14 protein-coding genes and 1 pseudogene are annotated in these 20,243 nt (G+C 58.8%); 5 read left to right on the top strand and 10 right to left on the bottom strand.

Annotated elements, in window-relative coordinates; translation table 11 throughout:
- Positions 1–4: 4 nt before the first annotated feature.
- Positions 5–1,654, bottom strand: coding sequence for an alpha,alpha-phosphotrehalase (treC, locus tag ACA052_RS05135; RefSeq protein ID WP_497648680.1), 1,650 nt, complete (start codon positions 1,652–1,654; stop codon positions 5–7).
- A gap of 144 nt (positions 1,655–1,798) precedes the next feature.
- Complete coding sequence (gene treP, locus ACA052_RS05130) at positions 1,799–3,241, bottom strand: PTS system trehalose-specific EIIBC component (RefSeq protein WP_497648679.1); 1,443 nt, start codon at positions 3,239–3,241, stop codon at positions 1,799–1,801.
- Positions 3,242–3,478: 237 nt separating this feature from the next.
- Here treP and treR point away from each other — a divergent pair, with 237 nt between their 5' ends.
- Complete coding sequence (gene treR / locus ACA052_RS05125) at positions 3,479–4,183, top strand: trehalose operon repressor (protein ID WP_497648678.1); 705 nt, start codon at positions 3,479–3,481, stop codon at positions 4,181–4,183.
- A 104-nt stretch (positions 4,184–4,287) separates the two neighbouring features.
- Positions 4,288–7,260, top strand: a complete 2,973-nt coding sequence (locus tag ACA052_RS05120; RefSeq protein ID WP_497648677.1) for a membrane-targeted effector domain-containing toxin — start codon at positions 4,288–4,290, stop codon at positions 7,258–7,260.
- Positions 7,261–7,332: 72 nt separating this feature from the next.
- Here ACA052_RS05120 and guaA read toward each other — a convergent pair whose 3' ends face one another.
- The 4 genes and pseudogenes from guaA to ACA052_RS05100 all read right to left on the bottom strand — a co-directional run.
- A complete protein-coding gene (guaA, locus tag ACA052_RS05115) occupies positions 7,333–8,910 on the bottom strand; it encodes a glutamine-hydrolyzing GMP synthase (RefSeq protein ID WP_150633823.1) in 1,578 nt (525 codons plus the stop codon).
- A 126-nt stretch (positions 8,911–9,036) separates the two neighbouring features.
- Positions 9,037–10,506 carry an IMP dehydrogenase gene (gene guaB, locus ACA052_RS05110; protein WP_497648676.1) on the bottom strand — a complete coding sequence of 490 codons (1,470 nt, stop codon included), beginning with the start codon at positions 10,504–10,506 and terminating at the stop codon, positions 9,037–9,039.
- Positions 10,507–10,747: 241 nt separating this feature from the next.
- Complete coding sequence (locus ACA052_RS05105) at positions 10,748–11,296, bottom strand: sugar ABC transporter ATPase (RefSeq protein WP_497648675.1); 549 nt, start codon at positions 11,294–11,296, stop codon at positions 10,748–10,750.
- 90 nt (positions 11,297–11,386) lie between these two features.
- Positions 11,387–11,519 (bottom strand): annotated as a pseudogene (locus ACA052_RS05100) (sulfite exporter TauE/SafE family protein); the annotation flags it as partial.
- 149 nt (positions 11,520–11,668) lie between these two features.
- On the opposite strand from ACA052_RS05100, the gene xseA reads away from it, so the two are divergent.
- Complete coding sequence (gene xseA / locus ACA052_RS05095) at positions 11,669–13,048, top strand: exodeoxyribonuclease VII large subunit (RefSeq protein ID WP_497648674.1); 1,380 nt, start codon at positions 11,669–11,671, stop codon at positions 13,046–13,048.
- A 3-nt stretch (positions 13,049–13,051) separates the two neighbouring features.
- Complete coding sequence (locus ACA052_RS05090) at positions 13,052–13,873, top strand: peptidoglycan DD-metalloendopeptidase family protein (RefSeq protein WP_497648673.1); 822 nt, start codon at positions 13,052–13,054, stop codon at positions 13,871–13,873.
- A 99-nt stretch (positions 13,874–13,972) separates the two neighbouring features.
- Here ACA052_RS05090 and ACA052_RS05085 read toward each other — a convergent pair whose 3' ends face one another.
- Positions 13,973–14,329 carry a hypothetical protein gene (locus tag ACA052_RS05085; RefSeq protein ID WP_497648672.1) on the bottom strand — a complete coding sequence of 119 codons (357 nt, stop codon included), beginning with the start codon at positions 14,327–14,329 and terminating at the stop codon, positions 13,973–13,975.
- A gap of 395 nt (positions 14,330–14,724) precedes the next feature.
- Here ACA052_RS05085 and leuA point away from each other — a divergent pair, with 395 nt between their 5' ends.
- Positions 14,725–16,404 carry a 2-isopropylmalate synthase gene (leuA, locus tag ACA052_RS05080; RefSeq protein ID WP_497648671.1) on the top strand — a complete coding sequence of 560 codons (1,680 nt, stop codon included), beginning with the start codon at positions 14,725–14,727 and terminating at the stop codon, positions 16,402–16,404.
- A 162-nt stretch (positions 16,405–16,566) separates the two neighbouring features.
- Here leuA and ACA052_RS05075 read toward each other — a convergent pair whose 3' ends face one another.
- The 3 genes from ACA052_RS05075 to der form a co-directional block, all read right to left on the bottom strand.
- A complete protein-coding gene (locus ACA052_RS05075) occupies positions 16,567–17,358 on the bottom strand; it encodes an amidohydrolase (protein ID WP_497648670.1) in 792 nt (263 codons plus the stop codon).
- Positions 17,346–18,494: a pyridoxal phosphate-dependent aminotransferase gene (locus tag ACA052_RS05070; protein ID WP_497648669.1), complete on the bottom strand. Its 1,149-nt coding sequence runs from the start codon at positions 18,492–18,494 to the stop codon at positions 17,346–17,348. The genes ACA052_RS05075 and ACA052_RS05070 overlap by 13 nt, the downstream gene beginning before the upstream one ends.
- A 226-nt stretch (positions 18,495–18,720) precedes the next feature.
- Positions 18,721–20,190, bottom strand: coding sequence for a ribosome biogenesis GTPase Der (gene der, locus ACA052_RS05065; protein ID WP_201193729.1), 1,470 nt, complete (start codon positions 20,188–20,190; stop codon positions 18,721–18,723).
- Positions 20,191–20,243 lie beyond the last annotated feature (53 nt).

Below are 20,243 nucleotides of genomic sequence, written 5' to 3'. Positions count from 1 at the left end.
TTTTCTAGTGGTCGGTCAGGTGCAGAACGAACGACTCATAAGGCCGCAACACGACCTGCCGATCTCGTAACGGACAGTCTGGGTAGTTGCTGATCACCAGACGCTGGGCCATGGTTTCACTGATCACTTCATCCGGCACCCGCACTTCGCACGGCCTGTCATAGAAGTTGTTCAGCACCAGCAATCGTTCGCCATTACCTTCACGCACGTACGCCCATATTTGCATGTGTTCAGGCAACAACTGTCGGTAAACCCCGTCGGACATCAGCGCTTCACTGCGACGCAGGGCGATCAACCGACGGTAGTGGTGCAGCACGGAGTCCGGGTCGTCGAGCTGGGTGACGACGTTGATCTGCGCCGCGTTTGCCGGCACGCCAATCCAGGGTTCTGCCGCGCTGAATCCTGCGTTCGGCTCGGCGTTCCAGTGCATCGGCGTGCGGCCGTTGTCCCGGGACTTCTGCATGATCGCCGCCATGTTGTCGGCGTCACTCGCACCGGCTTCGCGCTTGAGCCGGAAGATGTTCAGCGTCTCGACATCGCGGTACTGATCGATGTGATCGAAGCCTGGATTGGTCATGCCCAGTTCCTCACCCTGGTACACGAACGGCGTGCCCTGGAGGAAGTGCAGCGCGGTGCCGAGCATCTTCGCCGAGACCACCCGATGTTCGCCGTCGTTGCCGAATCGCGAGACCACTCGCGGTTGGTCGTGGTTACACCAGAACAATGCATTCCAGCCACCGCCTGCCTGCATGCCGGTCTGCCAGTCGGAGAGGATGCGCTTGAGTTCGAGGAAGTCGAAATCGGCGCGAATCCACTTCTGCAGGTTTGGGTAATCGACCTTCAAGTGATGAAAGTTGAAGGTCATCGACAGTTCTTTCGACTCTGGCCGCGAGTAGCGAATGCAGTGATCAAGACGGGTGGACGACATCTCGCCGACATTGATCAGGTCATGGCCTTCAAAGACTTCGCGGTGCATTTGCTGCAGGTATTCGTGGACGTTCGGGCCGTCGGTATAGAAGCGGCGACCGTCGCTGTTGTCCTCGGGGAAATCCGCCGGTTTCGAGATCAGGTTGATCACATCCAGTCGGAAACCACCGACACCCTTGTCGCGCCAGAAACGCATCATCTTGAAGACTTCGGCGCGCACCTTGGGGTTGTCCCAGTTCAGGTCGGCCTGGGTGTGGTCGAACAAGTGCAGGTAATACTGGCCGGTCTGTGCTTCATATTCCCAGGCCGAACCACCGAACTTGGATTCCCAGTTGTTCGGCTGGTCGCGCCAAATGTAGAAGTCGCGATACGGGTTGTCGAGGCTGCTGCGGGCCTGCTGGAACCAGGTGTGCTCGATAGAGGTGTGGTTGACCACGATATCGAGCATCAGCTTGATCCCGCGTTTGCCGGCCTCGGCGATCAGCAACTCGCAATCGGCCATGGTTCCGTAACTCGGGTCGATGGCGTAGTAGTCGCTGATGTCATACCCGTTGTCGCGCTGGGGTGAACGCAGGAATGGTGTGATCCACAGGCAATCGACGCCCAGCCACTGCAGGTAATCGAGCTTGGCCACGACACCGAGCAAATCACCCGTGGGGTTGCCGGCGTGACTATGAAAACTCTTCGGGTAGATCTGGTAGATCACCGAACGTTGCCAGTCTTGCATGACGGATTCCTTCTTGAAATTGGTTCGAACCCTGTAGGAGCTGCCGCAGGCTGCGATCTTTTGACCTTGATTTTTGGCGATCCTGGAGAAGATCAAGATCAAAAGATCGCAGCCCTGCGGCAGCTCCTACAGCGAACGGATCTGTCAGGCGACGCGATACCCTGGCCGGACAATCTTCATGCTCAACCCGCAGGTCAGCACAAACGGCACAACCATGGCGATGACCATCCCGATCACAAACATCGGAATGAACTGCGGAATAATCGAGATAAATCCGGGCAAGCCGCCGACACCGATCGCCGAGGCCTGGACCTTGTTCAGCGACAGGAAGATGCAGCCCAGCGCCGAGCCGATCAGCGCCGAATAGAACGGAAACTTGTAGCGCAGGTTGACCCCGAACATGGCCGGTTCGGTAATGCCGAAGTAAGCGGAAATCGCCGAGGTCGAAGCCATGCTTTTGTCCCGCACGTTGCGGGTCATGTAGAACACCGCCAGTGCCGCGCTGCCCTGGGCGAGGTTAGACATGACGATCATCGGCCAGATGAACGTGCCACCCTGGGTGGAGATCAGTTGCAGGTCTACCGCCAGGAACATGTGATGCATGCCGGTGATCACCAGAGGCGCATACAGCAGACCGAAAATCGCCCCGCCGACCATCGGTGCGAGGTCGAACAGCATGACCACGCCTTCGGTGATGAGTATCCCCAGATGCCGGGTTACCGGACCGATGACGGCCAGCGCGAGCACGCCGGTGACAACGATGGTGGTGATCGGCACCACCAACAATTGAATCGCGTTAGGTACCCGTGCCCGCAGCCATTTCTCGATGACGCTCATCACGTAGGCCGCCATCAGGATCGGCAGAATCTGCCCCTGATAACCGACTTTCTCGATCTGGAATAGTCCGAGGATGTCGAAGTACGGCAGGCTTTGGCCATCCAGCCCGGCCACTGCCTTGCCGTAGTTCCAGGCGTTGAGCAGATCGGGGTGAACCAGCATCAGGCCGAGCACGATGCCGAGGATTTCGCTGCCGCCAAACCGCTTGGCCGCCGACCAGCCCACCAGCGCCGGCAGGAACACAAACGAAGTGTTGGCCATCAGGTTGACCAGGCTCCAGAGCCCATCAAGCTTGGGGTAGGCGTCCAACAGGGTCTGGCCCTCGATGAACATCCCCTTGGCGCCAATCAGGTTGTTGATGCCCATCAGCAGGCCAGCAATGATCAGCGCCGGCAGGATCGGCATGAACACATCGGAAAAGACCCGTACCAGCCGCTGCAGGGCGTTAATCTTGTCGGCGCTTTTCTGTTTAACGTCGGCGATGGTCGAGGCGGCGAGACCCGTTTGACGACGCAATTCGGCGTAGACCTTTTCCACTTCACCGGGGCCAATGACCACCTGGAACAATCCCCCGGTGAAAAACGAGCCTTTGACCAGGTCGATCTGGTTCAGCGTGGCGCTGTTGACCAGGCTTGGTTCTTTGAGGGCCAGGCGCAGCCGGGTAACACAGTGCGCGGCCTGCTCGAGGTTGTCGCTGCCACCGAGGCTTTGCAGCAGCTCAGTGGCAATATTCGGATAGTCGTGGCTCATGCTTGTTCTTCCGCTGTGGTTTTTTGTTATTGGCAGCACGCCGACGTGAAAAGTACTCGTCTGTACGAGTTAAATCAACAACTCGTACAGACGAGTTTGAATTTGTTTAATCTAATGACGACACACAATGAAAATTCCTACCTCCGAGGTGCATGAAATCCAAAGCCGCATGGACAAACTCCTACCCTGCCCTTAAGGTTCGAAACCTTGAGCGCAGCGCAGCACAGAGCCATCCCCATGAGTAAATACAACCAGATCTACAGCGATCTGCTTGCGAGCATCACCACCGAACGTCTGGAACGCGGCGCCCGACTGCCCTCCGAAACGGAGCTGATGGACAGCTATCAAGCCAGTCGCGGTACGGTGCGCAAGGCTATCGAGCAACTTCAGGAGCGCGGTTTCGCCCAGAAAATCCACGGCAAAGGCACCTTTGTGCTGTCAACCAACCCGATTGAATTCCAGCTCGGCGGCATCGTCAGCTTTCAGGAGACTTACCCGCGCCTGGGCAACGACGTCAGTACCGATGTGGTCGAGTTCACTCAGATCCCCCTCGAAGGTCCGTTGACCGAACACATCCAGGCTCAAGAAGGCAGCCTGATTACGCGGATCAAGCGAGTGCGACGGATCGACGGAAAACGGGTGATCCTCGACATCAACCATTTTGTCAGCGATGTGATTCCCGGCCTGTCCCGCGACATCGCCGAGCATTCGATCTACGCCTTCATCGAACGGACCCTGCAACTGCAAATCGCCTACGCCCAGCGCACCATTGAAGCGGTGCCCAGGAGCAAGGACGACCAGCAACACCTGGACCTCGACGACCAGAGCCATGTGATTGTGGTCAGCAACCAGACTTTCCTACAGGACGGCCGCCAGTTCGAATACACCGAATCGCGGCATACCCTGGACAAGTTCTACTTTTCGGATGTGGCCCGTCGCTGACCCTACACCGCATCGAAGCGCTTTTGGGCATAACTATGTAGTGCACAGTCCTTGAGTGGATGGTTCATCCTCCGATGCCATCCACAGTTCTCAAGGAGCGAGAAGTGAACACACCCGAATCAATTGCCCCATCCCTCTTTCCCAGCCGGGCCGACGAGCAGTCTCTCAAGGCGCTGGTTCTGCCCTTTACCGAAGCCTGCCCCGATCTGCATGCCATGGCCCACGAAGCCGCCCAGGGCATCCTCGACCAGCACGGGGTCAAAGGTACCGAGCCGGACAAGGTCTGGTGGCACCGTTTCAACAACACCTCGGTCAGCAGCACCAAAACCCTCCTGGGCTGGGAACACTACCCCACGCCGTCCGAGTCCCTGACCCTGGCGCAATTGGTGGCAAAGCGTTTCCGCCCCCATGACCAGGACAATGCCGACCTGCTCGATGGCGACGGTGGTTTCTACAATGAGGGCCCCAACGCCGCCATTTTCAACGAAACCAACGAAGTGAAGATGTACCCCAGCGAGGTCTTGAGAGACCTCTGGGCCATCAATTTCAGCGAACGCTATCGGGACAAGATGGAGCGGTTCTGGACGCTCCACTCGGAGGATTTCCGTACCCTCGCCAAACTGAACTTCCTGGCCAAGGCGCTGGACGAGCACGACGGTGCTCGACTGAACAACGAAAACCTCAAGACGCTGATCAAAGCGGTCGCAAGCAATGTCAGGTGGCCAATCAGCCTGGGCATGTTGCAGTCGCAAGCGCCAACCATTGACGGGTTGCGTGTCTGCGCCCTGGACATTGGCGGCTACCAGGCCACTGACATTCTCTGCATCACCGACCGCAACGGCGTGCAAATCCTTTACACGCCCGGTGAAACCAACTGCTTTCACATCTTTGCCACGGCGTCCGATCTGCACTGGTGGCTACTGATGCAAAACAACCACGCGGAAAATCGGGCGCGCTTCATGGCCCACTTCCCGCTGGCTGCACAGCAACAGGATGACGGTAACATCGGTCTGAATGCCATGATCGACCTGCTCTACTCCACGTGGGGAACCAGCGATCACCATCTGATCAACCAGAAAGCCGAGCCGATCTCGGGCGACCCTTTCAGCTGGCTACGGGACTCGGTAAAAGCACGCATGCACAGCGATGCGGACCTGTCCCTGCATTCCAATGGCGAGCTGCGAGAAAAGATGTGGATCGGTTATCTGAATGCCCTTGTCCATGTCTTCGGTTCCATGGCCGCACTCGGCTGGCCCGTGGCATTGGCCGCGGTCGGCGCAGGTATTGCCGACATGGGTTTGAACATCGACCAGGCGATTAACGGCAGCACCAAGGCCGATCGCAGGGCCGGGGTGGCTGGCGCCATCGGCAGCGCCATCGAGACCCTTTTCAACCTGCTTTTCCTGCGCGGCGCAGCAGAGGTTGCCGAGGTGGGTGAGGCCAGCGAAACCTTCGAGCTTCAAGCAGACCCTGCCGAGCCGCCACTCGATGAAGCATCGGCTATCCCGCTCATTGCCCGACTCGCCCCGGGTCCCGCTTACGCAGAGCAAGGCCTCGAACTGCTGTCATCCTTCGAAACCAATGAAATTCTCGATGGTTTGTTGCCCGTCGCCGAAGAGGGCAAGTTCAAGGCTATCTACCAACCGCCTACAGGCGGCAACTATGTGCAGATCAACGACAGCTATTACCTGGTGCGTTACATCAAGGAGCTGGACACCTGGGCCATCGTCGACCCGGCCAACCCTCACTCGTTCTATCGCAACCTGCCGATACGCCTCGACGCCGAGGGCGAGTGGCAACCCATCAACCGCCCAGGTCTCTATGGCGGAGGGAAATTCGATGGGTTATGGCCATGGGGTCAGGCCAGCGAGCCCTTGCCGGACGTTGAAAGCCCGCCCACCGCTTACGATATGCCGCAGGCCTTGCGTAAGGACCTTAACGAGATCGCTCAGGGCAGCGGGTCCAAGTATCAGCTCAATGACTCCTACGCGAGCGGCACCCTCAACCCTGACGGCAGCGACCCCGTGGGCGACTTCAAGACCATGAGGAAAACCCTGTACCGGGATGCCACCACTTTCTTCGAATCGTCCCCCTTGCCAGCCAGACCCGAGATCCCGCCTCTGCCGGTGGGCTTGCCAAAAAAGGACCTGATCAAAAAACTGTTTCGCATCGCAATGGGACTGGTCATCGGCGAGAACCACTCAAGCATCGGCAGCAAACAGTTCCTGCTCGAAAACATGGAGGTGCTGAGCAAGCAAAAGGTTAAAACCCTTTACTTTGAACACCTCCTGACAGACTTCCATCAGGCTGACCTGGACATCTTCAACCGGACCGGTGAGCTTTCGGAGAGCCTCGAAAACTACTTGAAAAATCTTGATCGAGGCCACAGCACCGACCCCAGTGGCCAATACACGTTTCTGGAAGTGGTCAAGGCTGCGCGCAAAAATCATATCCGGGTCCAGGCCATCGATTGCCTGGCAAGCTACCAAAGTACAGGCATGAAAGGGGTAGAGAAGAATTTTCGCCAGAAGATGATGAGTTTTTTTGCGCATGAGGTGATTCGCACCGATCAGGTCACTCGCGGCGCTCATCGCTGGATCGCGCTGGTAGGCGACAGTCACACTAACACCTGGGAAGGTGTACCCGGCCTCAGTGAGCTGGAAGGAGGCATCGGTTTGCGCATTGAAAGCACTCCGGCGGGCACGGCGCGCGGTGTCGAAGTGGATCCCGGACGTATTCCAACCGACCATTTCGGTCGTCCGTTGGCAATGGTCAAAAGCGATTTGCGCCTGCAACTGGATACGCCCCAGAGCGTTGCTATAGCCGAATCACTGGAAAAGGCGCTGCGCCGCGCTGGCGACTGCACCGTGATGAATATCAATGACAGGCCGACGCTCTTTCATCGCAGTAGAGATGGCTCCCTCGTGCGCACACCAATTTTGCGCGACCGGGGTGGGTACTACATAGAACGAGCCAGTTGGCCCTCCATCAGTGGGCGCCGCTACCCCGACTTGACGGAGTTCTCGACGGCGTTACGCCTGAGTGGCCTGAGATCCGTCCGGACTCCGGAGTCCTGATATACAAAAAGGCCCCGTGAACTCGCGTTCACGGGGCCTTTCAGGTGTTACGGACGATCAGTCAGATCGTGATCATTCCCACTCGATTGTCGCTGGCGGCTTGCTCGACACGTCGTAGGTGACGCGGGAGATGCCTTCGATTTCATTGATGATGCGGCCGCTGACGGTTTCCAGCAGTTCGTAAGGCAGGTGAGCCCAACGCGCGGTCATGAAGTCGATGGTTTCCACGGCACGCAGGGCCACGACCCAGGCGTAACGACGGCCATCGCCTACAACGCCAACCGATTTCACAGGCTGGAACACCACGAACGCCTGGCTGACTTTGTGATACCAGTCGGCCTTGCGCAGTTCTTCGATGAAGATGTGGTCGGCGCGACGCAGCAGGTCGGCGTATTCCTTCTTCACTTCACCGAGGATCCGCACGCCCAGGCCCGGGCCCGGGAACGGGTGACGGTAGACCATGTCGTACGGCAGGCCGAGTTCCAGGCCCAGACGACGGACTTCGTCCTTGAACAGCTCACGCAGCGGTTCAACCAGCTTGAGGTTCATTTCTTCCGGCAGGCCGCCCACGTTGTGGTGCGACTTGATCACGTGAGCCTTGCCGCTTTTCGCGCCAGCCGACTCGATCACGTCCGGGTAGATGGTGCCCTGGGCGAGGTACTTGATGTTGTCCAGTTTGTTGGACTGGGCATCGAATACGTCGATGAAGGTACGACCGATAATTTTGCGCTTCTTCTCCGGGTCGGATTCGCCGGCCAGGTTGTTCAGGAACTGATCTTCGGCGTTGGCGCGGATCACCTTGACGCCCATGTTCTCGGCGAACATGGCCATCACTTGCTCGCCTTCGTGCAGACGCAGCAGGCCGTTGTCGACGAAGACGCAGGTCAGTTGGTCGCCGATGGCTTTGTGCAGCAGCGCGGCAACCACCGAGGAGTCAACGCCGCCGGACAGGCCGAGCAGCACGTTGTCGGTACCGACTTGGGCGCGAATGTTGGCGATGGCGTCTTCAGCGATTTTCGAAGGCGTCCACAAGGCTTCGCAGCCGCAGATATCGAGGATGAAACGCGAGAGGATGCGACCGCCCTGCTTGGTGTGGGTCACTTCCGGGTGGAACTGCACGCCGTAGTAGCCACGAGCGTCGTCGAACATGCCGGCGATCGGGCAGCTCGGGGTGCTGGCCAGGATGTGGAATTCCTGCGGCATCCTGGTGACTTTGTCACCGTGACTCATCCATACGTCGAGGCCGAATAGGCCGTCGGCGTCGATGTGGTCTTCGATCCCATCGAGCAGGCGGCTCTTGCCGACAACGTCGACACGGGCGTAACCGAACTCACGCAGCTCGGAACCTTCAACCTTGCCACCCAGCTGTTCAGCCATGGTCTGCATGCCGTAGCAGATACCGAAGACCGGTACGCCCAGGTCGAAGACTGCTTGCGGGCAGCGCGGGCTGTCGGCTACGTGCACGGACTCTGGGCCGCCGGCGAGAATGACGCCTTTTGGAGCGAATTCGCGAATTGCTTCGTCGTCCATGTCGAACGGATGCAGTTCGCAGTACACACCGATTTCACGCACGCGGCGGGCAATCAGCTGGGTGTACTGGGAACCGAAGTCGAGGATCAGGATGCGGTGGGCGTGAATGTCGAGGGCCATGGGAAAAAACTCAAAAAGCAGTTGCAAGCTTCAAGCTGCAAGCTGCAAGTAGTCGGAAGCTACGCGGTAGCTGCGTAAACGCAGTACCGCTTGCAGCTCTTAGCTTGTGGCTTATAGCTGTCGGCGTCAGCCGACCCGATAGTTTGGCGCTTCTTTGGTGATCTGCACGTCGTGGACGTGGGACTCGGCCATGCCAGCGCCGGTGATCCGCACGAACTCAGGCTTGGTGCGCATTTCTTCGATGTCGGCACTGCCGGTGTAACCCATCGAGGAACGCAGGCCGCCCATCAGTTGATGGATGATGGCGCTCAGGGAGCCCTTGTAAGGAACACGCCCTTCGATGCCTTCCGGAACCAGCTTCTCGGCACCCGCGGAGGAGTCCTGGAAGTAACGGTCGGAAGAACCTTGAGCCTGGGACATGGCGCCCAGCGAACCCATGCCGCGGTAAGCCTTGTACGAACGACCCTGGAACAGTTCGATCTCGCCTGGCGCTTCTTCAGTACCGGCGAACATCGAGCCCATCATCACGCAGGAAGCACCGGCAACGATGGCCTTGGATAGGTCACCGGAGAAACGGATGCCGCCATCGGCGATCAACGGAACGCCAGTGCCTTCAAGGGCAGCGGCGACGTTGGCGATGGCACTGATTTGCGGGACGCCGACACCGGCGACGATGCGGGTGGTGCAGATCGAGCCTGGGCCGATACCGACCTTGACGGCGTCAGCACCGGCTTCAACCAGTGCCTTGGCAGCAGCGCCGGTGGCAATGTTGCCGCCGATGACCTGCACGTCAGGGAAATTCTGTTTGACCCAGCGAACACGGTCGATCACGCCTTTGGAGTGACCGTGAGCGGTGTCGACCACCACCACGTCAACGCCGGCAGCAACCAGTGCCGCAACACGTTCGCCGGTGTCCTTGCCAGTACCGACTGCAGCGCCGACGCGCAGGCGGGCCTGATCATCCTTGCTGGCGAGTGGGTAAGCCTTGGCTTTTTCGATGTCTTTGACGGTCATCATGCCTTTGAGGGCAAACTTGTCGTCGACGATCAGGACTTTTTCCAGGCGGTGCTTGTGCAGCAACTCGCGGACTTCGTTCTTGTTGGCGCCTTCACGGACGGTGACCAGACGCTCTTTAGGCGTCATCACTTCACGTACGGTGGCTTCCAGACGGGTTTCGAAGCGCACGTCACGGGAAGTGACGATGCCGACCAGGTCGCCATCGTGCAGTACCGGAACGCCGGAGATGTTGTGCATGCGGGTCAGTTCAAACAAATCACGGACCGTGGCGTCAGCCTCGATGGTGATCGGATCCTTGACGACGCCGGCTTCGAACTTCTTGACCTTGCGCACTTCGGCAGCTTGCTGCTCGATGGTCATGTTCTTGTGGATGATGCCGATGCCACCTTCCTGAGCCATGGCGATTGCCAGACGGGCTTCAGTAACGGTGTCCATGGCGGCAGAAACCAGAGGAATATTCAGCTCGATGCCACGGGTTAGGCGGGTCTTGAGACTGACTTCGTTAGGAAGTACCTCGGAATAACCGGGCACTAGGAGAATGTCGTCGAATGTCAGAGCTTCTTGGCTGATACGCAGCATCGCGGGGGCTCCCGAGCGGGAAAATGGAAGCGCGCCATTATAGTCAGACACCCCCTCGGGTTCAATGTAAAACTCTGTCTATTATTAGCCTTACTGATATACGGGGATCGCGGTACGGATTTACTGCTTTTTGTAGGAGCTGCCGAAGGCTGCGATCTTTTGATCTTCAACACATTCAGAAACGCCAAAAATCAAGATCAAAAGATCGCAGCCTGCGGCAGCTCCTACACAGAGTCCGTGTTCAGAGTTCGACTTTGACCCAACTGACGGGTTGGTCCAGCCAATCGGCGAATTCGTCGATGAAGCTCTGTTTGAATCCGGCCTCGGCCCAGTTGTTGAAAATGAAGCCCAGGTTAGAAAAGCCGCATTCCTGCAGGAAGAGAAAGCCATTGATGTCATCTTCATGCCCGCATTCCGGGCAGGTGAAGTTATCGGTGCGCCCCGGCATCCACTCTTCCAGGCTTTCGAACAACGCCTCTCCGACTTCCTTGCGGCACTCGGCACAGCCCGCTTCTTCGAGGAAGCCCTTGGCTGGCGTGTAGATGCAGCGTTTGGTGACGATTTCCAGGCCATTGACCGGCTCGCCAAACGGCAGGGCTTCCGGGTGCAAGACCACGGCGCGGGCACCGTCGGCGAGCGCATGCCCCATGCGGTTGCCGGTGCGGCCGCAGGTGGTGAGCTCTTCCTTGATGATGTTCTTGCGCACCAGCCAGCGCACGACCGCCCGCGCCCGGGGTTCGTGCACCGGCAGTGTGGAGATTTTCGGGACGATGATGCTTTGGGAGTTCATGGTGCAGCCTACTGCGTTAAATGGATGTTTCTGTGGCGCGCCCGCGAAGGCGTCAGGACGGCCGGCAGCTTAATAGCTGACAAAATCCGGTCAAGTGCTCAAATAACGCCCGACCAAGGCAATCCCGCTGGCCAGCACCATGGCGGGCAACAAACACCAATAAGGGTAGCTCGGCATATACACCCGCGACAGCAAACAGGCTCAAGCGCACGACGGTGCTACAACATCTTTCCTTAACACCCGTGATCATTGTAGGAGCTGCCGCAGGCTGCGATCTTTTGATCTTAAAAATCAAGTTCAAAAGATCGCAGCCTGCGGCAGCTCCTACAGTGATCGTGCATTCCCCGGGAGATTGCCTTTAAACTGCGCCCCATGATTAAAGATCCCTTTGCAAGACTCGGCCTGGACCGTGAAGTCCTGACTGTCAGCCAGCTCAACGGCCGCGCGCGGGTGTTGCTCGAAGACGTGTTCAGCAACATCTGGGTCGAAGGCGAAATCTCCAACCTCGCCCGCCCGGCGTCCGGCCACGTGTATTTCACCCTCAAGGACAGCGGCGCGCAGGTGCGTTGCGCACTGTTCCGGCAAAACGCCGCGCGGGTTCGCCAGGCGCTGAAGGACGGCCTGGCGGTCAAGGTTCGCGGCAAGGTTTCGCTGTTCGAGGGCCGTGGCGATTATCAGCTGATTCTCGACACCGTCGAACCCGCCGGTGATGGTGCGCTGCGCCTGGCCTTCGATGCCCTGAAAGAAAAACTCAGCGCCGAAGGTTTGTTCAGCGCCGAACGCAAAGTGCCGCTGCCGGCGCATCCGCAACGTATCGGCATTATCAGTTCGCCCACGGGCGCGGTGATTCGCGACATCATCAGCGTGTTTCGGCGCCGTGCACCCCAAGTGCAGCTGACGCTGATCCCCACGGCCGTACAAGGCCGCGAAGCCACCGCACAGATTGTCCGCGCATTGAAACTGGCGGATGCCCGAGGGTTCGATGCGCTGATTCTGGCCCGTGGCGGCGGCTCGCTGGAAGACCTCTGGTGCTTCAACGAAGAAGCCGTGGCCCGTGCGGTGGATGCCTGCGTGACGCCGATTGTCAGCGCCGTCGGCCATGAAACCGACGTCTCGATCAGTGACTTCGTCGCCGACGTTCGCGCCCCCACACCTTCCGCCGCTGCCGAACTGCTCGCGCCGGACTCCAGCGATCTGGTGCGTCGGGTCGAAAGCCTGCATCGGCGGCTGGTGATGCGCATGCGTGACCGCTTGATGCGCGATCGACTGCGCCTGGAAGGCATATCTCGCCGTCTGCGCCATCCTGGTGAACGCCTGCGCCAGCAAGCACAACGCCTGGATGATCTGGACATGCGCATGCGCCGCGCTTTCGAACGCAACCTCAATACCCGTCGCGAACGGCTGATCCGCCTGGAAACCCGCCTCGCCGGACAGCATCCGGGCCGGCAACTGGCGATGCTCCGTCAACGCCTCGACAGTCTCGCCGAGCGCCTGCCCCGTGCCATGCGCGAAGGGCTCAAGGGGCGTCGCCTGCAACTGCAAAGCCAGGTGCAAACGCTGCAAGTGGTCAGCCCGCTGGCGACCCTGGCCCGTGGCTACAGCATTCTGCTGGACGAGCGCGGCAACGCGATCCGCAACGCCGCGCAAACCCACAACGGTCAACGCCTGAAAGCCAAGTTAGGTGAAGGCGAACTGCAAGTGCGGGTCGAAGACAATCACCTGACGCCTGTCACCCTTTCTTTACTGGATTGATCCATGCCGCGCTTTCTCGCTCCGTTGCTGTTGCTCTGCCTGACCTTCAATGCCCACGCCGACAGCTACATCACTCGCTTGTTGAACAAACCGGTGCCGGGTGGTGTGGCGGTCGTGGATCTCGGCACCTCATCCCAGGCGCCTAAGGCCAGTTATCAAGGCAGACCGGTGTTGGTGGTGAAGGAGCAGAACAGTTGGCTGGCCATTGTCGGCGTGCCGTTGACGGTGAAACCGGGCACTCAACAAGTCAACAGCGGTGGCCGTAATTTGAATTTTACCGTTGGCAACAAGAAATACCCGGAGCAGCGCATCACTCTGAAGAATACCCAGCAGGTCAATCCGAACCCGGAAAACCTCAAGCGCATCGAGGGTGAACTGGCCGAGCAGATCCAGGCTTATCGCAGCTTCAGCCCGAATACCCCGAGCAACCTGCTGCTGGACAAACCGGTCAACGGGCCACTGTCGAGCAAGTTCGGCGTACGTCGGTTCTTTAACGGTGAAGAGCGCAACCCTCACGCCGGCCTGGACTTCGCCGTGCCTGCCGGAACGCCGATCAAGACCCCGGCGGCGGGCAAGGTGATTCTGATCGGTAACTATTTCTTCAACGGCAATACGGTGTTTGTCGACCATGGGCAGGGCTTTATCAGCATGTTTTGCCATATGTCGAAGATTGACGTGAAGGTGGGGCAGCAGTTGGCGCGGGGTGGGGTGGTGGGTAAAGTCGGCTCGACAGGGCGTGCGACCGGGCCGCATATGCATTGGAACATCAGCCTGAACGATGCGCGGGTGGATCCGGCGATTTTTATCGGGGCGTTTCAGCCCTGAATAAGATCAAAAGATCGCAGCCTGCGGCAGCTCCTACAGGTTATGCGTACGTGCTCGGTCGGTGTAGGAGCTGCCGAAGGCTGCGATCTTTAAAAGGCCTCACTCTGCCTCAAGGTCTTCAATGCCATGGACTTCCCGGTGTGCCAGGCACTCTTTGATCCAGGTTTGGGTGTCCTGCGAGAAACCAGTCAACTCTTCAGGCATGATCAACTCCCGGGCACACAGCCCAAGCAAGTGCGAACGGGCCTCATGCCGTGAGAACCTGAACACGCCAAACGCCCAGTACAGCTCCTTTTGTCCAGCCTTGAGCAACTCTTCGCTGGCCTCTATCCGCTCATAAGGCGCCAGGCTTTTATCCAGCACCGTGCGCTCGACCTCCTCCATGATCCGGATACACATCCGCTCATGAGCCAAGGGACGCAACGCGCTGTAACGTTTCCAATCCGACTCGTTCATTGCCGACTCCTGCCTGCCAGTAGTCCGTAAGGCTTTAAGAATAGCTGCACCAACAGGCCTTGAATCTCAAAACCTTCGATTGCGCATCGCTCAAACCTCGCGCAAACATCAAAACGATCGCTAACAGTTAGAGCAATAAAATCTCGATTAATCTTGGTTTTCGGGTATTCCTCTCAATTTTTTTCGACTGCTTGCCATCCTTCCCCCTCGCGGTTAGGGTTGAAGGCATGAAAACCTCTCACACCCTCATTCAGCTTCGCCAGCACCGCAGCCTGTGCCTCGTCAGTGCACGACTGCCGGGCTGAATTGCGATGCCTCGCCCCACGCTTTTCCCCAAGAACATTTGATCCACCGGCAGGCCGCCTTTTTTCGGCCCTCACAATAAGGATTTCCCGATGAGCATGCTCAAAGACCCGTCTTCGAAATACCGCGCGTTCCCGACCATCGACATTCCGGATCGCACCTGGCCATCGAAGACCATCACTGCCGCACCGATCTGGTGCAGCTCGGACTTGCGTGATGGTAACCAATCGCTGATCGAGCCAATGGACGCGGTCAAGAAGTTGCGTTTCTGGAAAACCCTGGTGGCGGTGGGCGTGAAAGAAATCGAAGCGTCCTTCCCGGCCGCCTCGCAAACCGACTTCGACTTTGTGCGCACGCTGATCGAAGGCAAGCACATCCCGGACGACACCACCATTCAGGTCCTGACCCAGGGCCGTGAAGATTTGATCCAACGCACCTTCGAATCCCTGCGCGGGGCGAAAAAAGCCATCGTTCACCTGTACAACGCCACCTCCCCTTCCTTCCGCCGCATTGTCTTCAACCAGGACAAGGACGGGATCAAGGAAATCGCCGTGAGCGCGGCCAAGCTGTTCGTCAAATACGCCGCCCAGCAGCCGGACACCGAGTGGACCTTCGAATATTCGCCGGAAACCTTCAGCGCCACCGAACTGGATTTCGCCAAGGAAGTCTGCGACGCGGTGATCGAGGTCTGGAACCCGACGCCTGAGCACAAGATGATCCTCAACCTGCCAGCGACCGTTGAATGCGCCACGCCGAACATCTATGCGGACCAGATCGAATGGTTCGGCCGTCACATCAACCGTCGTGACAGCGTGATCATCAGCCTGCACACCCACAATGACCGTGGCACCGGCGTCGCCGCCACTGAACTGGGCCTGATGGCTGGCGCGGATCGCGTCGAAGGCTGCCTGTTCGGTAATGGCGAGCGTACGGGCAACGTCGATCTGGTGACCGTAGCGTTGAACCTCTACACCCAGGGCGTTCATCCTGAACTGGATTTCTCCGACATCGATGGCGTGCGCAAGGTCGTCGAGGAATGCAACCAGATCCAGGTGCACCCACGTCACCCGTACGTCGGCGACCTGGTTCACACCGCGTTCTCCGGCTCCCACCAGGACGCCATCCGCAAGGGTTTCGCCCAGCAGAAACCGGACGCGCTGTGGGAAGTCCCGTACTTGCCGATCGACCCGGCTGACATCGGTCGCAGCTACGAGGCGGTGATCCGCGTCAACAGCCAATCGGGCAAGGGCGGCATCGCTTACCTGCTGGAACAGGAATACGGCATCAACTTGCCGCGCCGCATGCAGATCGAGTTCAGCCAGGTCGTGCAACGTGAAACCGACCGCCTGGGCCTGGAAATGACCGCCCAACAGATCCACGCGCTGCTTCACAGCGAGTACCTGCAAGCCAACACCCCGTATGCGCTGGTCAGCCATCGCCTGCAGGAAGAAAACGGCCACAGCGCCGTGGAAGTGGAAGTCTCCGGCCAGGGCCAAGGCGAAACCAACCTGCACTGGCGCGGCAAGGGCAACGGTGCCCTGGAAGCGTTGGTGGCCGGTTTGCCAGTCCCGGTTGAAATCATGGACTACAACGAACACGCCATCGGCGCGGGTACCAATGCCAAGGCTGCGGCCTACATTGAACTGCGGGTGAACGGTGAACGTGCGGTGCACGGCGTCGGCATCGATGAAAACATCACCACCGCCAGCTTCAAGGCCCTGTTCAGCGCGCTGAACCGCTCCCTGAGCCAGCCGGAAGCGAAAGCGGCGTAAGCCTTCGCTGCAATGCAAAAGGCCCCGAGGTGAGAACCTCGGGGCCTTTTTGTTGGCTCCGCTTGAAGATCAAAAGATCGCAGACTTCGCCAGCTCCTACATAGGAATGCGATCCTTGTAGGAGCTGCCGCAGGCTGCGATCTTTTCATGATCACCCACCTATCAGGTGAACTCGAAGGTATCGGCATCCAGATTCGCCGGAAACCGCGTGCGATACGCCGCCAGTTCCGCCGCATCCAGAACAACCTTGAACACTCCATCCGCCTCGCCTGCACTGAGCAGGGTTTCACCCTGGAAATCCAGCACCTGACTGTCACCGGTGTAGGCAAAACCCTTTCCGTCAGTCCCGATACGATTCACCGCCGCCACATAGCAGAGGTTCTCGATCGCCCGCGCCGGCAGCAACCGGTTCCAGTGCTGACGCCGTGCGCCCGGCCAGTTGGCGGTGTACAGCAACAGATCGGTGTCCTGGGCATCGCGGCTCCACACCGGGAAACGCAGGTCGTAGCAAATCAGCGGCCGAACTCGCCAGCCCTTGAGCTCGAACTGCACCTGGCGCTCGCCGGGTGTGTAGTGGTTGTGCTCACCGGCCATGCGGAACAGATGACGCTTGTCGTAATGCCAGACCTCACCGTCCGGTCGCGCCCACAACAGGCGGTTGCGATGGCTGCCGTCGGCGGCCTGGACGATGACGCTGCCTGTGATCACAGCGTCCAGCTTCGCCGCCTGAATCCGCAACCATTTACTGGTCGGACCGTTTACCGGCTCGGCGAGGGTCTCGGATTCCATGGAGAAACCTGTGGTGAACATCTCCGGCAGAATAATCAGGTCAGCGCCACGAGACTGCTCCAGCAATTGCTCGAAATGCTCGAGGTTGGCCTGACGGTCGTGCCACGCCAGCGTGGTCTGGATCAGCGCGATATTCAGATCGGGCAATGCACTCAGATCACGCATAGTTTTTCCGCTGCTTCACGCAGGGTCTCCTCGCGTTTGGCGAAACACAGGCGCACCAGGCGCTGGCCTTCGGGCGGTGTCTGGTAAAACACCGAGATGGGAATGCTCGCCACGCCGTGCTCGCGGGTCATCCACAGGGCCATCTCGACATCGTTGAGGTCAGGGCGGATCTGCGAGTAATCGACCAGCTGGAAGTAGGTGCCGCTCACGCGTGTGAAGCTGAAACGCGAGGGCGCCAGCAAATCGCAAAACAGGTCGCGCTTGGCCTGATAGAACGCCGGCAGCTCTTCCACATGTTCCGGATGTTCGGCCATGAAATCGGCCAAAGCATATTGCAACGGCGTCACGCCGCAGAAACTGACGTATTGGTGGACCTTGCGCAGTTCGACTGTGAGCGCTGGTGGCGCAACCACGTAGCCGGTTTTCCAGCCGGTAACGTGGTAGGTCTTGCCGAACGAGCTGACCACGAAAGCACGTTGATACAACTCTTGGTGATTCAGTACGCTGACGTGAGGCACACCGTCGAACACCAAGTGTTCGTAGACTTCGTCGCTGACGATGTAGATATCGCGACCACGAATCAAATCCGCCAACTGATCCAGCTCGGAACGGCTGATCAGCGCACCACTCGGGTTGTGCGGTGCATTCAATACAATCATCCGCGTGCGCGGCGTAATGGCATCTGCCAGTTTCTGGAAATCGATGGAGAAATCGCCCAGGCCGAGCTGCACATGCACGCAGCGACCGCCGGCCAATTCTGTCGCCGGTTCGTAGCTGTCGTAGCACGGATCAAACACGATCACTTCGTCGCCACTGCGGATCACTGAGTGAATCGCACAGAAGATTGCCTGGGTGGCGCCGGGCGTGATGGTCACTTCGTTGTCGGCATCGACTTTGACGCCGTAGCTGCGGGCAATCTTTGCCGCCACTTGCTGACGCAGTGCCGGAAGACCGGTCATCGGCGAATACTGGTTGTGACCCTGGGCAACGTGCCGACCGACCGCATCGCACAGGGCCTGCGGGGCGTCGAAATCGGGAAAGCCCTGGGACAGGTTGAGCGCGCCGGTTTGCGCCGCGAGCTGCGACATCTGAGTGAAGATAGTGATGCCGACATTCGGCAACTTACTGGTGATCATCGGTCATTCCCTGCTCTGCACCCGGCTCTAACGGCGGCGCGGGAGAGCCCGAGAATAGCCCATACGGCGCCCATAAAAAAAGGGTGCTCTCACGAGCACCCTTCCTATTAACCGAGCCCTGTAGGAGCTGCCGCAGGCTGCGATCTTTTGATTTTCTCTCTAAAACAAAATCAAAAGATCGCAGCCTGCGGCAGCTCCTACGAAAGCATGACGCCGAACGCTTGAATCAGCGCTTGTCGCGGCGCTTCTTGTCGGCCTTCTTGTGGTGCGACATCATCCGACGCTTCTTGTTGACCTGGCGGTCGGTGAGCGAGTTCTTGTTGCCTTCGTACGGGTTCTCGCCGCCCTTGAACTCGATGCGGATCGGCGTACCGACCAGCTTCAAGACACGACGATAGGTGTTTTCCAGGTAACGCACGTAAGACTTCGGCACCTTCTCGATCTGGTTACCGTGAATCACGATGATCGGCGGGTTCGCACCACCCAAGTGGGCGTAACGCAGCTTGATCCGGCGGTTGTTGACCATCGGCGGCGCGTGCTCACCCACCGCATCTTCCAGAATGGTGGTCAGGCGGTTGGTCGGCCAGCGAGTGACCGCGGACTTGAACGAGTTTTGAACAGAGGCGTAGAGGTTGCCCACGCCTGTGCCGTGCAGGGCCGAGATGAAGTGGATGTCGGCGAAGTCGACGAAGAACAATCGACGTTGCAGCTCGACCTTCACGAAGTCGCGTTCACCCGGCGTCATGCCGTCCCACTTGTTGATCGCGATAACCAACGCACGACCCGCTTCAAGGGCAAAGCCCAGCAGGTTGAGATCGTGGTCCACCACGCCTTCGCGAGCGTCCATCACAAAGATCACCACGTTGGCGTCTTTGATCGCTTGCAGGGTTTTGACCACGGAGAACTTTTCAACTTCTTCGTGGATCTTGCCGCGCTTGCGCACCCCAGCGGTGTCGATCAGCGTGTACTTCTCGTCGTTACGCTCGAACGGGATGTAGATACTGTCGCGGGTGGTGCCGGGCTCGTCATAAACGATTACCCGGTCTTCACCAAGCATGCGGTTGACCAGCGTCGACTTGCCGACGTTCGGACGGCCGATGATGGCGATCTTGATCCCGTCTTTTTCGCTTGGGCCAGGAATGCGCTTGGCTTCCTCGCCTTCGGCAACGATCTCTTCTTCGCCGTCTTCTGGCTCTTCTTCGTCTTTCGGGAAGGTGCTCAGGGCGATTTCGAGCATCTGGGTGATGCCGCGACCGTGGGCGCCGGCGATCGGGATCGCGTGACCCATGCCCAACGGGGCGAATTCAGCGCGGGCCATTTCCGGGTCGATGTTGTCGACCTTGTTGGCAACCACGTAAGAACGTTTGTTACGTTTGCGCAAATGCTCGGCGATCATCTGGTCGGCGGCGGTAAAACCGGCCTTGGCATCTACCAGGAACAGAACGACATCCGCTTCTTCAATGGCCAGCAGCGACTGCTCGGCCATTTTTTCGTCCATACCGTGCTCGTCACCGGAGATACCACCGGTGTCGACCAGAATGTAGGAACGCCCTTGCCACTTGGCCTCACCGTATTGGCGGTCACGGGTCAGACCGGACAAGTCACCGACGATGGCGTCGCGAGTCCTGGTCAGGCGGTTGAACAAGGTGGACTTGCCGACGTTCGGTCGACCCACCAGGGCGATTACGGGAACCATGCGGCTCTCCACTTCGTTATTTCAGAAAATACAAAAGCCGCTGCTAGGCAGCG

The sequence above is a fragment of the Pseudomonas sp. LBUM1644 genome, assembly GCF_059716195.1.
Note: the sequence above shows the minus strand (reverse complement) of the source record. Positions and strands in the feature narration are given on the sequence as shown.

Bases quoted from the DNA above. Each gene is read 5' to 3' on its own strand.
- treC (WP_497648680.1), bottom strand. From the start codon at position 1,654: ATGCAAGACTGGCAACGTTCGGTGATCTACCAGATCTACCCGAAGAGT.
- treP (WP_497648679.1), bottom strand. From the start codon at position 3,241: ATGAGCCACGACTATCCGAATATTGCCACTGAGCTGCTGCAAAGCCTC.
- treR (WP_497648678.1), top strand. From the start codon at position 3,479: ATGAGTAAATACAACCAGATCTACAGCGATCTGCTTGCGAGCATCACC.
- guaA (WP_150633823.1), bottom strand. From the start codon at position 8,910: ATGGCCCTCGACATTCACGCCCACCGCATCCTGATCCTCGACTTCGGT.
- guaB (WP_497648676.1), bottom strand. From the start codon at position 10,506: ATGCTGCGTATCAGCCAAGAAGCTCTGACATTCGACGACATTCTCCTA.
- ACA052_RS05105 (WP_497648675.1), bottom strand. From the start codon at position 11,296: ATGAACTCCCAAAGCATCATCGTCCCGAAAATCTCCACACTGCCGGTG.
- xseA (WP_497648674.1), top strand. From the start codon at position 11,669: ATGATTAAAGATCCCTTTGCAAGACTCGGCCTGGACCGTGAAGTCCTG.
- ACA052_RS05090 (WP_497648673.1), top strand. From the start codon at position 13,052: ATGCCGCGCTTTCTCGCTCCGTTGCTGTTGCTCTGCCTGACCTTCAAT.
- ACA052_RS05085 (WP_497648672.1), bottom strand. From the start codon at position 14,329: ATGAACGAGTCGGATTGGAAACGTTACAGCGCGTTGCGTCCCTTGGCT.
- leuA (WP_497648671.1), top strand. From the start codon at position 14,725: ATGAGCATGCTCAAAGACCCGTCTTCGAAATACCGCGCGTTCCCGACC.
- ACA052_RS05075 (WP_497648670.1), bottom strand. From the start codon at position 17,358: ATGCGTGATCTGAGTGCATTGCCCGATCTGAATATCGCGCTGATCCAG.
- ACA052_RS05070 (WP_497648669.1), bottom strand. From the start codon at position 18,494: ATGATCACCAGTAAGTTGCCGAATGTCGGCATCACTATCTTCACTCAG.
- der (WP_201193729.1), bottom strand. From the start codon at position 20,190: ATGGTTCCCGTAATCGCCCTGGTGGGTCGACCGAACGTCGGCAAGTCC.